A 12094-nucleotide genomic window follows, 5' to 3' on the forward strand; every position below is an offset into this window, starting at 1 on the left:
TGGGCGTCCCGAGGCCTTTGAGCCGGTTTCGGGCTGCAACATACTGATTTTGCCGCTCGATGCCAGCAATTTGCGGGCTCGCGAGGCGGCTCGTTGATGGCCGAGATCGACCAGCTTTCACCGTGGTGGTCGGCGGCGCGCCATGTCGATCGCCGGCCGTTCCTGGCCGCGCGGAGTGCCGTAACGAAGGCGGTCCGGACGTGGTTCGACGAGCAGGGATTTGTCGAGATCGAGACAGCAATCTTGCAGATATCGCCGGGCAACGAAACCCATCTGCACGCGCCCCGAACCGAGTTGAGAGACGGCGCAGGGGCGGCTGTGACGCGCTATCTCCGCACCTCGCCGGAATTCGCGGCCAAGAAATTGCTGGCGGCGGGCGAGGGAAAAATATTCGAATTTGCGCGGGTGTTCCGCGACCGCGAGCGCGGCGACCTGCATTTGCCGGAATTCACCATGCTGGAATGGTACCGCGCCAACGCTGCTTACGACGCCGTGATGGCCGACAGCATCGTCGTCATCGCCCACGCTGCGCAGGCGACCGGGATCGGCCGGTTTTCGTTTCGCGCCAGCACCGCCGATCCTTTCGCGGAGCCTGAGTTATTGACGGTAGCCACGGCATTCGACCGCTTCGTCGGGATCGACCTGCTTGCCACTATCGAGGACGGCAACGGCGATCGCACAGCGCTGGCCTTGGCGGCGAAGGATCGGGTGCGGATCACAGACGACGACACCTGGTCGGATATTTTCAGCAAGGTGCTGGTCGAATATATCGAGCCGCAGCTGGGGCAGGGGCAGTTGACGGTGCTGTTCGAATATCCCGCGCCGGAAGCGGCGCTGGCGCGGACAAAAGCGCTCGATCCCCGCGTCGCCGAGCGTTTTGAGATATATGCCTGCGGCGTCGAGCTTGCCAACGGGTTTGGCGAGTTGACCGATGCGGCGGAACAGCGCCGGCGTTTCACCCACGCCATGGACGAAAAACAGCGGCGTTATGGCGAGCGCTATCCGCTGGACGAGGATTTTCTCGCGGCGGTCGCCTTGATGCCGCCGGCCAGCGGCGTCGCATTGGGATTCGACCGGCTGGTGATGCTGGCCGGCGGTGCGGCAAAAATCGATCAGGTGGTGTGGACGCCGCCGGCGGGGCAGGCATGAGCAAGTTCAATCGCGGCATCGCATCGACATTGCGGCAACCTTCCGAACTGGTCGCGCATGGTTTTGCGCCCGCGGCTGATCTACCCGATCTGAAAAAAGTCGCCGCGCGTTACGCGGTGGCGCTGACGCCGGAAGTAGCCGCGCTGATCGACCCGGATGATCCCAACGATCCCATCGCGCGGCAGTATATTCCGAGCGTCGATGAACTTGCGGTGCAACCGGGCGAGCGCGCCGATCCGATCGGCGATCGCGCCCATTCGCCGGTCGAAGGCATCGTGCATCGTTATCCCGACCGGGTGCTGTTCAAGCTGGTTCATGTCTGCGCGGTGTATTGCCGCTTCTGTTTCCGCCGCGAAATGGTCGGGCCGGGCAGGGAGAGCGCGCTGTCGCAGCGGACGTATCGCAGTGCGCTCGACTATATCCGCTCGCACGGCGAAATCTGGGAAGTCATCCTGACCGGCGGCGATCCGTTGATGCTCTCGCCGCGGCGGCTGGCAGAGATCGTGACCGACCTTGCCGCCATCGATCACGTCAGGATCATAAGGCTTCACACCCGCATTCCCGTCGCCGATCCCGCGCGCGTCGACGACGAGATGGTCGCGGCCCTCAAGGCCGCCGGCGCGACCACCTGGGTGGCGCTGCACGCCAATCATCCCCGCGAATTGACCGGCAGCGCCCGCGCCGCCTGCGCGCGCATGATCGACGCCGGCATTCCGATGGTCAGCCAGTCGGTGCTTTTGCGCGGCGTCAATGATGACGCGGCGACACTGGAGGCGCTGATGCGGGCCTTTGTCGAATGCCGCATCAAGCCGTATTACCTGCATCACGGTGATTTGGCGCCGGGCACGGCGCACCTGCGCACCACGCTGGAGCAGGGGCAGGAATTGATGCGCGCGTTGCGCGGACGCGTCTCCGGATTATGCCAGCCGGATTATGTGCTCGATATCCCCGGCGGCCATGGCAAGGCGCCGGTCGGTCCGTCCTATCTGTCACCGGCCAATTCCCCAGGGCGCGATCCGCAGTCGCGCTATCGTGTCGTCGACTATTGCGGCGACGTTCACCTTTATCCTCCAAACCCCTGATCGGATGAGGAGTTGTTGACAATGGCCGGGCCGGAGCCGCCGGAGGACCAGGGCAATCGCGCAATCGAGAATGCGGTGATGCTCGGCTTCTTCGTGGTGCTGGTGGCGGCGGGCGTCTGGCTGCTCGGCACCATGGCCGACGTGCGCAAGGCGCAGGACTGTGCGGCACAGGGTCGCCGCAACTGCAATCCCATCGAAATCCCGGATCGTCCGCGCTAGACTGCGCTCTCTGATCGAGGAGAAGCAAGATGCGAAACCTGATCACGACAACGGCGATGCTGGCCCTGATCGGCAGCCCGGCAGCGATGGCGCAGACCAAAAGCAACACCGGATCGCCGGCGGCCACAAATCCCCAGCCGATGCGCGAAGCACCGGTAGGCCACCGTCAGCCGCGCGCGGGCGACGTTCCCTCGGAGAACAATCTGAGCGATCCGAACGATCCCTTGAGCAAGGAGAATGCCGCGCTCGACAAGAAGATCAAGAGCATCTGCCGCGGCTGTTGAACGCGCATATTCCGCAAAAGTGGATACCGGTTTTGCGATCAGAATATGCGCAAAATTAGATCAGGCAGAGTTGCGCGCGGCGAGCGCCATTCCGATCAAGGTCGCGCCGCCGAACAGCATGTTGATGCCGACCAGAAGGCCTAGCGCCCACTCGGCCGATCCCGGCAGCCCGGCGATGATGAATCCGGCGATCAGGATGTCCATGATCCCGGCCGTGAGCAGCCAGCCCCATCGTTCGGAGAGCTCCTTCTTGTGCTCCAGCGCGTACATGATGGTGGCGACGCCTTCGGCGAGGAAATAGGCGCCGACCACGATGGTCAGCGTCAGCGTGCCCTGAACCGGCCGTGCCAGCAGGATGATGCCTGCGCCGACGGCGAGCACGGCTGAGAACAGCGACCACCAGAAGCCCGGCATCTGCCGCGCCCACAACGTCAGCATCAAGCCGGCAACGCCGCTGATCAGAAACATCCAGCCTAAGAAAATGGTGACGGCCAGGCTTGCAAGCGGCGGCACGATCATGGCTGCGAGCCCGAGGATGACGAGCAGAATGCCCTCGATCAGAAAAGCCTTCCAATGCTCGCGGACGGCGGCGCTCATTCTGCTCTGAAGGCCGGCGATGTCCCGGGGAAGCGTCATGGCCAACTCCTCTGCCGGCAGCGGGAAAAAGCGCGATGATAGTCCGCGCCGGCGTCCGTTGCTCAAAATTGTTTGCCGCGATCAGAGGTAAAACGTGCAGGACGCAGCCAGCGTGGTTTGTTTTTGGCCCATGAAATAGCCGACGCTGCAAGCCTTGCCGGACAGCAGGTTTGGGACCTCAAGCGTAATGTTTCCCCGGGAGTTGTTGGCGGCGATCTGAACCGAGGCAATGGGCGGGATGATGTGGGACGCCGAGGGACCTTCCCAGAAGCCGATCCAATGCCCGTATGCCCGTGGCTGGCATCCGGCCGGCGTTTCATACTGAACTGACACCATTTGCGCGGAGAGGGAGAAGAGCTGAAGAGAAGTCTGAAACGTCGTCGTGACCGTGCCATCCGGAGCAATTGATACCCACGAACAAACGTTGGTAACCTCGGGCCCTACGGCATATCCGGCGGTGTAAGGCTGCATCACGAGCTCAAGGTTGCCAATGTCGACCGTTCCGCTCTCGGCATTGATCGGTATCGCTTGCGACGCCAGCGGCGGCATGGCGTAGGGAATGATTTGCGGTTCCTGCCAGAGGAAGACCGTGTTGTCGTAGCTTGCCGGCTGATTACCGGGCATGCCGACGAACTCGAGCAGAAGATTGTTGGCGGTTACGGCGACCGCGGTGACCGAGGTACCGGCGGTCGTGGTCTGATCCACCGCCATCGCAAACCTTCCTTCCCGTTGAAAATATACCCGTTGAATATCAGGGATTGTATATGCCGACGTCAAGGTCGCAAGATAGTTATCATCCCTCCAATATCGCCACCGCCCTGGTCCAGCCGGCTGAGGCGCGCTCGATCTTGACCGGGAAGCATGACACGGTGAACCCGGTCGAGGGCAGTTGCTCCAGATTATGCAATTTTTCGATATGGCAGTAGCCGATGTGGCGGCCGGCCTTGTGGCCTTCCCAGATCAGGCTGGCGTCCTTGGTCTCGGCATATTTCTTCGCGGTGTAGACGAACGGCGCGTCCCAGCTCCAGCCGTCGATGCCGGTCAGGCGCACGCCGCGCTCCAGCAGATACATCGTCGCTTCATAGCCCATGCCGCAGCCGGAAGTGACGTAGTCCTTCTGGCCGTATTTGGCGCCGGCCGAGGTATTGACCACCACGATCTCCAGCGGCGACAGCGTGTGGCCGATGCGCTTGAGTTCGGCTTCGACGTCCTTGGCGGTCGCCACATAGCCGTCGGGCAAATGCCGGAAATCCAGTTTTACGCCGGGCTGCAGGCACCACTCCAGCGGCACCTCGTCGATGGTCCATGACCGCTCGCCGCGGTTCATGGTGGGGTGGAAATGCCAGGGCGCATCGAGATGCGTGCCATTATGGGTCGACAACTGCACCTGCTCCACCGCCCAGCCTTGACCGTCCGGCAGATCCTCGGCCTTGAGCCCTTCGAAGAACTGCAGCATGCGCGGCAGGCCCTGCTGATGGTCGATGTACTGGATGGTCGGATGTCCGCCGGGCGGATCGGCCGGCACATCGTTTTGCAGCGGGACGGAAATGTCGATCAGCTTGCGCGCCATGGCGTCTCCTCTTTCTCTGTGTCAAGTTTTAGCATGCGCTAGCCTGACGGTGGCGCTCATTCTATCGGCGGTCTGCGAAATTCTCGCCGGATGTCGTTTCGCCGGAGCCGATCTTCAGCTCTGGCCGAATGCCGACAGGGTGGAGGCCGCCGTGCGCAAACGGTTGCGGCCGAGAATATAGACCGCCGTCGTGATCACCAGCAGGGCAATGCCGATCATGATCGAGACAAAACCTATCGGAACGAGGGCGAGGGTCACGTTTCGCTCCAGATTGACAAACCAGTGGTGCACGGACGACAGCACAAACGCCAGACCGGCAAATCCCGCGCCGCCGCCGGCCACCAGAAGCGCCCACATCCGACGCAGGTCGCTCAGCCGTTGCCGCGACGTCTCGGTCCGTGGTGCGTGATGGCGGCCGACCCGCCGCACCAGCCGCACCGCGAATGCGATGGTGCCGAACCCGATCAGCATGGCGGTGCATTCCAGCATCAACCTGGCTGATCCGTCGATGTCCGGATTTTGCTGCAGCGTCAGCAGCGGAAGATCGAAGCCGGAATGTAGGGCCAGCGGCACCAGCAGGATGGAAATCCGCGCGCTGATGCGCGCCCAGTCGCGGTGATGGCGGTGGGCGCCCAGCGCGGTGCCGGAGCGCGCGATCGCAAGATAAGCGCCGGCGACGATGCCGAGCGCGCCGTGGAACGGCACCGTCAGCACGCTGCGCAATACCGCCAGCGACCGCCACATGTCAGGGTGCTGCACGAGATAAGCGAGGTTCTCGTAAGCCGCAAAGCCGAGACCCGCCGCAGCGCCGTAGACCACGGTGTCCATCGGGTCCGCGAAGGGTTGCCGCCGCCGCGATACGGCGACGATGACGAGAATCTTGACGATTTCCTCCGGCGCGGCGATGCCGAAGATCGCGCGCAAGGCCAGCGCGAGCCGCGGGTCGTCGGTGACGGCCAGCAACGACATGAAGAGCGCGCGCGCAACGCCAAGCAGCGAAATACTCGCAGCGCCAAGCAGGAATGCGGCCCAGACCTTGAACGGAGGGCCGGGCCGCTCATCGGCGGCGATCACCAGCCACAGCACCAGCAGGGCCGGCGCAATGGCCGCCGCGCCAATCACGGTGGGGAGGGATTCAAGCAGGTGCATTTGCGAGGAAATATGGTCAATATTCTTTTGACGGACAGGGGGCGCTTGCAGGAGTTATGGCTGGGCTTCGTCCGGTTCAATCGCTGCCAGCTTTTGCTGACGGGCCTCAAAGGCGTTTTCCAGTTCCCATGCCCGCTGCAGCCGCTCCGGGCTGGTCTGCGCCAGCAACTTACCCCAGGCCGCCGCGAGCGTCTTCAAGGCTTCGTCCCGGCTTGCCGCGGTTCCTTCAGCCCAGTCCGGCAACGCCATCGGAATGGTGATGCTCCAGACCCAGTTCGTCCCGTCCAAACGGACCCGGCCGATCGAATGCCCCTCGAACAGGAGAACATAGTCGTCCTTGACGTCGGGCCATCGCAGGCGGGCATCGATCGAAATCTTGGTTGACATGCGCTCCACCAGCAAAAAGCCGGGGCCCGGTAACCCGCGACATGCCGTGTTTATTGCCGATCGCGCCGCCTCGGGCAATCATTGTATCTGCCCTTGGGCCGCCGGCGATCCGCGTAAAACGGCTTCAGTCAGAAATCCGCGTCAGCAGCGCCTTGAAGCCCAGCGAAGGGGTTTCGGCGGCGGTCCCTTCGAATGTCGCAAACTCGCCGTTCGCCGACCCCTGGCAATCGATCGTCACGCGATCGAAGCCAAATACCGGCGGGTAGTTGGGATCGTCGGTGTGCCGCATGCTTGAGACGACGGCGGTGATCGTGTTGCCGCGTTCCTTGTAGGAACCGACATAAGCGAATGCGGAATTGCCTCCACGGAGTTTTCCATCGGCGGCATAGAGAATGCCCATGGCCTTACGCCGCGGAGTCTTGAATTCAACCTTGTAGAGGCCCTTGAACATGATCGATCCTGCAGAGTGTTCCGATTTGGAATGCTAGGTAGCGGCCAACAACCTAATTTCCCGTTGAGCTTTCCAAGAAAGCACGAGCGGGTTGATGGCGGCATTCGCAGTTGAAGACAGATGAAGGCGCCTGCGACAAACGCCGGCCGGGTGCCGGTGCGGAGGTGGGCGCAACTGGTTAATTCGCGGTGATGCCGGACGTTCAAATTGGAGTGAAGTCGCGGCCGGACCTTTAAAATTTGACGCTTATTGTCACCGCAACAAAGAAAATCGGGGACACAATGAATATTCAAATCACGCATTCGGCGAAATATCCGGTCAGTCGCCGCGCCCTGGCGATACACGACATTCGCATGGTTTCGGCGTTCGCGGTCTGGGCGCTGTTTCTGGGATTGTCGCCGGTTCTGGTCTTCCACGCGCTGACGTGAGCGGCTTGCTTCGCGGATTTATCCGTTTATTGATTCCGGATCGTATCCAGCATCGACCCCGGAGGCCTGAATGGGCTGGTTCGGTTGGCGCGCGAAAGATGCAGCGGCGCACGAAGCCGCACCGTCCGGTCCTCAAGCCATTCTTGAGGATCTCGCCAAACGCGTCCCGCAATACGTCGAGGATGCCGATCAGGGCCGGCTGATCTATCCGGCCTGCAAGCGAACGGTTTCAGAGCCCAACGACGTTCGCACCGCCTGGGATGACACCCGGCTGGAGGCGATGCGCTATGTGATGGTGGTGCCGCGGCGCGAGTTCGAACTGCTGGCCGACCCGGACAGCCAGTCCGATCTGCTGAACGCCTTCCTGTGCCAGCCACCGCACGAAGACACCGTGATCGATTTCACGGGCTCGACCATGAGCGACATCGCGATTTCGGTTTTCGCCGGGTTCAACTGGCTCAACCATTGCGCCGTGCTGGCCGGTGCGGATCGCGGAAACGTCTCGGGCACGCTGCATCGCTTCCGCAAGCTGGTGATACTCGCGCAGCAATGGTGGGCGATGGAGGGGGCAGGTCCGCGCTGCCGCCAGATGCTGGCGAATGGGGAGGAGCCGCCGCTGATGCTGTATCTGGTCTGGACCGACTATACCCGGCTCGCCAAGGAAATCGCGGCAGCGATGCTCAATCGTTCGATCCGCGCCGCGGCGGCCGCGAATGCCGAGGCTCTCGCGCGGGCCATGACCCGTCTTCAGGACGCCGATGATCCGGCCGATCTTGGGATCCGATGATCGCCTCTGGACCATGCCGAGGCGCCGCTGGTCAGAAGCGGGACCGATAGCCATCAAAGGCGTGCGCCAGGAAAATACTCGCGCTGAGTAAACCGAATAACGCCGTCACTGTCTCGATCATCACAAACTCGTCCTTGGCACCCCGGACGCACTGAAACGGCATGCAAGCCCGCACAGTCAAAGAGTTTCGGCGTTGGATGGACATTTCCCAATCGCATTGATGATTTACTGCAACAGATGCGCAGGCGAAGGGGCGCCGTGGAACAATGGGACGAAGCCTGACGGCTCATGCCGCGAGCAGGCGCCGGCAGGCCTCAACAAAGACCTGCGCGCCTGTGATGATGTCGGCATCATCGGTGTTTTCGCTCCAATGATGACTGATGCCGCCGATCGAGGGCACAAACATCATCCCAGCAGGCATGATCGTGGCGAGAACCTGGGCGTCATGACCGGCGCCGCTGGGCATGCGGACTGACCTGCCGCCGGCAAAGGCGGCGCTGGCGGCTTCGATGGTGTGTTGGAATGTGGCATCCATCATGGCGGGGGACCCGGTACGAAGACGCTCCACCGCAACACTACAGCGGCCTTGCGCGGTGACGTCCGCGGCCATGCTTCGCAGCAGATCCTCCAGGCGGTCGATCACGCCGGGGTCATCGTCGCGCATCTGGAACAGCATTTCCGCGACCCCGGGGATGATGCTGGGCGCGCCGGGATCGAGGGTGATGCGGCCGGTGGTCCATACCGTGCGCGGTCCGCAGGCCTTAGGAAACCGATCGTCGATATCAACGCAAAATCTGGTCAGCGCCAGGCCTGCATCCCTGCGAACGTCCATGCGGGTTGTGCCCGCGTGATTTTGCTCGCCGCTAAACCTGATCCGGTATTGCCAGATACCGATGATCGAGGTGACGACGCCGATGCGGAGATCGCCGCTTTCGAGCGTCCGGCCTTGCTCGATATGCGCTTCGATATATCCGATATGCCGCCCGCGTTCGCACCTGGCGCGGGCCCGGCCGGCAAGACCGACGTCGCGCAGGGCCTCCCGCATGGTGCGGCCGCTGTTGCGGTCGCGTGCGGCGTCGATGTCCGCCTCGGTCACACCGCCGACATAAGATCTGCTGCCCAGGAAGTGGCCGAAATGTCCTTCCTCATCGCACCACGCCGCGACTTCAACGGCGCCGTTTACGGTAGGATTGGGATTGATGACGCGGGCGGCCTCGAGGGCATATACGACGCCAAGCGGCCCATCGAGCCAACCCGCGTAATTCTGGCTTTCGAGGTGCGAGCCGGCCAACAATTTCGGTCCGGATTTTGTACTTGTGCTGAGCACATTGCCGATGCCGTCGATGGTGACGGCGAGTCCTGCCTCGGCAAGCCGCTGCGCCAGCCACTGCAGCGAGCGCATATGCGGCTCCGAGAACGTCGGCTTGTGAACGCCGGTCTTGTATGCGCCGATGCCACGCAGCGCATTGAGATCCGCCAGGACCCGGGCGCCATCAAACTGCAAGCGATTGTCTGACATGAGCCGCAACCTGGTCGGGCAACTGGCGCTCCCTAGCGGAATCGAACCGCTCTCTCCACCGTGAAAGGGTGGCGTCCTAACCGATAGACGAAGGGAGCGAAAAGGCCGGTTTTGTCACGACCGACCCGGCCGCGAAAACCGCTGTTTCGCAGGTAGCACAACAATATAGCCGCCATATCAACGCCTTGAGCCGGCGCTGATGGCGTGCCGGGCAGCACCAGGCGATCCGGTTCGGCCACGGCGCGCGAACGTATAGTGGCGTTTGTCCGGCCGGGCAAGCCGTCTCGCGCGCCGGTTTGGCAGCAGACCGGATCAGGCTGACGATCGGCCAAATCCTCGATTTTGCAGAAGGTTGCAACGCTTTCTAAAGCCTGTGCCGCTAGCAAGAGCGGGGGCAGCGGGGAGTCGCAGCGGATGGCAATCACCCAGAAGCGGGAAGCCCGCAAATCGGTCCGCCAGTCCGGATGGATCACGCTCGATGGCGGCTTCGCCGCGCGGCCATGCACCGTGCTCGATCTGTCCTCGGCCGGGGCAAAGATCACCGTCGATGATCCGCAGGCGGTGACGGCGAAGGTACGGCTGGCGTTTTCGCGCGACGCCCGGACCGGGCGGACCTGCCAAGTGGTCTGGCGCCGGGGCAAGACGCTCGGCGTCAAATTCGTCCGGTAGCAAAGGCGCGTCGTCCGAGATAGAATCCGGCGAATGTGGAGGATCTTCCCTGTCATTGTACTGACGGTGTTTTCGGCGTCAGCGGCCTCGGCGCAGCAGGCCCGCAAGCCGGACAAGCCCGCCACGTCGGTCCCGCCGCGTCCGGCGAAGGCCGCCGCGAACCCTTGCGCCGAGTACGGTCCCGGCTTCGTCAGGATCGAGGGATCGTCCACCTGCATCAAGATCGGCGGCAGTTTTGGCGTAGGGGTCGGCGGGTCGCGCTAAGCGAACAAAGGCGAGGGCGGATTGCAACTCGACATCATCGTTCCGGTCTTGATGAGTTGCGCGCTGCTGTGGTGGATCAGCCGCGGCATGACCTGGACCGCGCGTCTGACGGTAGCGGCGGTCACGCTGGTGCTGATCTTTTGTGTTTTGCTGTTCGAGCGGTCGAGCCACTAAAAAGCCCGTGCGAGGCGCCGCCCTTAACTCATCGGCGGTGCAAGGAATTTCTTAAATCCGGGGCGGCTCCCGAATTGCGCGAACCAGCGCTCGAGGTTCGGCAATCGCGGTTTGCTGATGCCTTCCACCCCAAACCAGCGGCGCGCGTAAGCGCCGAGCGCAATGTCGGCGAGCGTGAATTGATCGCCTTCGATGAATTTTCGTGTCGCCAACTGAGCGTCGGGAATCCGCCATACCATGGCTTCCGCGTCGGCATCCTTCTGGACGGCGATCATGTCGCGCTTTTCCAGCGGCGTTCGCACCAGCGCCCAGAACACCGGCCGGTCCACCGGCTGCAGGGTGGAGAGCGTCCAGTCCAGCCAGCGGTCGACGGCGGCCCGGGCCTTCGGCGCGTCGGGATAGATCGGCGAACCCTGCCCATGGACAAGCGCAAAATACCGCATGATTGAATTGGATTCCCACAGCGCGAAATCGCCGTCCACCAGGGTTGGCACGCGCCCGTTCGGATTCATCGCGAGATAATCGGGCTCGGTATTGCGGCCGAACGCCATGCCGGCGTCGATGCGGTGGTAGTTGAGGCCCAACTCCTCGGCGCACCACAGCACTTTCTGGACATTGACCGAATTGGCGCGGCCCCAAATCGTCAATTGCTGATCATTGTTCGGCACGGTGTTTCCTTTTGCGGTCCTGGCTTGCCACGGCGGTCATACCGGATTTTTCAAGGGAAACGTGTGCGTCGGAAAATAAATCAGGCCCCGCCAAAGGGCGGAGCCTGATTGAGTATCAGTCTTGATGGTTTGGTCCCGGCCAATCAGCGGCCGAAGAACAGCCAGAGCAGAATGATGATCGGGATAGGCACACCCAGCAACCACAGCAAAACTCCGCGTCCCATTTTCGTCTCCTTCGAACCAGTGTCGGATCAAAGAACGCGAAGCGAGGCACCGGGTTCCGTCGGCGTGCAGAACAATTAAGCGGAGATTTCTGCGTCTCACCAATGCCCGGTGTTCGGCATCGAGCTCCACGGCTCCGCCGGCGGTTTTGCGTCGCCCTTTTGCAAAAGCTCGATCGAATGCAGATCCGGCGAACGCACGAACGCCATCTGGCCGTCGCGGGGAGGGCGGTTGATGGTGATGCCGAGCTTCATCAGCTTCTCGCAAGTGGCATAAATGTCGTCGACCTCATAGGCGAGGTGGCCGAAATAGCGGTCCTCGCCATACTTCTCCTCGTCCCAATTATAGGTGAGCTCCACCAGCGGCGCGCCACGCCCCTTGGACTGCTTCAGCAGGCCCTCGTCCTCCGGCGCGCACAAGAACACCAGCGTGAATT

Annotated in this window: 18 protein-coding genes and 1 tRNA gene; 9 read left to right on the forward strand and 10 right to left on the reverse strand. The window is 62.5% G+C overall.

The genetic code is table 11. The features are described 5' to 3' along the window. Nucleotides 1–96 precede the first annotated feature (96 nt). The 4 genes from epmA to VGP39_RS10850 are packed head-to-tail and all read left to right on the forward strand — an operon-like array spanning nt 97 to nt 2734. The gene (epmA, locus tag VGP39_RS10835) at nt 97–1149 is read left to right on the forward strand and encodes an EF-P lysine aminoacylase EpmA (RefSeq protein ID WP_327568100.1); all 1053 of its coding nucleotides are present in this window, start codon (nt 97–99) and stop codon (nt 1147–1149) included. Then, nucleotides 1146–2231, forward strand: coding sequence for a lysine-2,3-aminomutase-like protein (locus tag VGP39_RS10840; RefSeq protein ID WP_327568101.1), 1086 nt, complete (start codon nt 1146–1148; stop codon nt 2229–2231). Before epmA ends, VGP39_RS10840 begins: the two co-directional genes overlap by 4 nt. Before the next feature lie 21 nt (nt 2232–2252). Then, entirely contained in the window at nt 2253–2450 is a 198-nt protein-coding gene (locus tag VGP39_RS10845) for a hypothetical protein (RefSeq protein WP_327568102.1), read from the forward strand. A 29-nt stretch (nt 2451–2479) separates the two neighbouring features. Continuing rightward, nucleotides 2480–2734, forward strand: coding sequence for a hypothetical protein (locus VGP39_RS10850; protein ID WP_327568103.1), 255 nt, complete (start codon nt 2480–2482; stop codon nt 2732–2734). A gap of 60 nt (nt 2735–2794) precedes the next feature. Here the strand turns inward: VGP39_RS10850 and VGP39_RS10855 are convergent, their stop codons facing one another. From VGP39_RS10855 to VGP39_RS10880, 6 genes are all read right to left on the reverse strand, one after another. Then, complete coding sequence (locus VGP39_RS10855) at nt 2795–3370, reverse strand: HdeD family acid-resistance protein (RefSeq protein WP_327568104.1); 576 nt, start codon at nt 3368–3370, stop codon at nt 2795–2797. A gap of 81 nt (nt 3371–3451) precedes the next feature. Continuing rightward, a complete protein-coding gene (locus tag VGP39_RS10860; protein ID WP_327568105.1) occupies nt 3452–4081 on the reverse strand; it encodes a hypothetical protein in 630 nt (209 codons plus the stop codon). An 82-nt stretch (nt 4082–4163) separates the two neighbouring features. Continuing rightward, a complete protein-coding gene (locus VGP39_RS10865; RefSeq protein WP_327568106.1) occupies nt 4164–4940 on the reverse strand; it encodes a cyclase family protein in 777 nt (258 codons plus the stop codon). A gap of 114 nt (nt 4941–5054) precedes the next feature. Continuing rightward, nucleotides 5055–6089: a PrsW family glutamic-type intramembrane protease gene (locus tag VGP39_RS10870; RefSeq protein ID WP_327568107.1), complete on the reverse strand. Its 1035-nt coding sequence runs from the start codon at nt 6087–6089 to the stop codon at nt 5055–5057. 54 nt (nt 6090–6143) lie between these two features. Further along, the gene (locus VGP39_RS10875; RefSeq protein ID WP_327568108.1) at nt 6144–6554 is read right to left on the reverse strand and encodes a hypothetical protein; all 411 of its coding nucleotides are present in this window, start codon (nt 6552–6554) and stop codon (nt 6144–6146) included. A 46-nt stretch (nt 6555–6600) separates the two neighbouring features. Then, nucleotides 6601–6927 (reverse strand): GrlR family regulatory protein, encoded by a 327-nt coding sequence (locus VGP39_RS10880; RefSeq protein WP_414644633.1) that lies wholly within the window; start codon nt 6925–6927, stop codon nt 6601–6603. Nucleotides 6928–7208: 281 nt separating this feature from the next. On the opposite strand from VGP39_RS10880, the gene VGP39_RS10885 reads away from it, so the two are divergent. Then, nucleotides 7209–7355, forward strand: a complete 147-nt coding sequence (locus tag VGP39_RS10885) for a hypothetical protein (protein WP_327568109.1) — start codon at nt 7209–7211, stop codon at nt 7353–7355. A gap of 70 nt (nt 7356–7425) precedes the next feature. Next, nucleotides 7426–8142: a hypothetical protein gene (locus VGP39_RS10890; protein WP_327568110.1), complete on the forward strand. Its 717-nt coding sequence runs from the start codon at nt 7426–7428 to the stop codon at nt 8140–8142. Nucleotides 8143–8428: 286 nt separating this feature from the next. Here VGP39_RS10890 and VGP39_RS10895 read toward each other — a convergent pair whose 3' ends face one another. Together VGP39_RS10895 and VGP39_RS10900 are read right to left on the reverse strand one after the other, a co-directional pair. Continuing rightward, entirely contained in the window at nt 8429–9661 is a 1233-nt protein-coding gene (locus tag VGP39_RS10895) for a Zn-dependent hydrolase (RefSeq protein WP_327568111.1), read from the reverse strand. A 23-nt stretch (nt 9662–9684) separates the two neighbouring features. Further along, nucleotides 9685–9759, reverse strand: a tRNA-Glu gene (locus VGP39_RS10900). A gap of 316 nt (nt 9760–10075) precedes the next feature. Here VGP39_RS10900 and VGP39_RS10905 point away from each other — a divergent pair. Genes VGP39_RS10905 through VGP39_RS10915 form a run of 3 tightly spaced genes read left to right on the forward strand, consistent with a single transcriptional unit; the run spans nt 10076 to nt 10768 of the window. Next, entirely contained in the window at nt 10076–10330 is a 255-nt protein-coding gene (locus VGP39_RS10905; protein WP_327568112.1) for a PilZ domain-containing protein, read from the forward strand. A gap of 33 nt (nt 10331–10363) precedes the next feature. After that, nucleotides 10364–10594 (forward strand): hypothetical protein, encoded by a 231-nt coding sequence (locus VGP39_RS10910; protein WP_327568113.1) that lies wholly within the window; start codon nt 10364–10366, stop codon nt 10592–10594. A gap of 21 nt (nt 10595–10615) precedes the next feature. Further along, entirely contained in the window at nt 10616–10768 is a 153-nt protein-coding gene (locus VGP39_RS10915) for a hypothetical protein (RefSeq protein WP_327568117.1), read from the forward strand. A 23-nt stretch (nt 10769–10791) separates the two neighbouring features. Here VGP39_RS10915 and VGP39_RS10920 read toward each other — a convergent pair whose 3' ends face one another. Beyond that, the gene (locus tag VGP39_RS10920; RefSeq protein ID WP_327568114.1) at nt 10792–11436 is read right to left on the reverse strand and encodes a glutathione S-transferase; all 645 of its coding nucleotides are present in this window, start codon (nt 11434–11436) and stop codon (nt 10792–10794) included. A gap of 320 nt (nt 11437–11756) precedes the next feature. After that, a partial coding sequence (locus tag VGP39_RS10925) for a VOC family protein (protein ID WP_327568115.1) occupies nt 11757–12094 on the reverse strand: 338 nt, incomplete at its 5' end.

Source organism: Bradyrhizobium sp. (assembly GCF_036009065.1).
Lineage (GTDB): Bacteria > Pseudomonadota > Alphaproteobacteria > Rhizobiales > Xanthobacteraceae > Bradyrhizobium.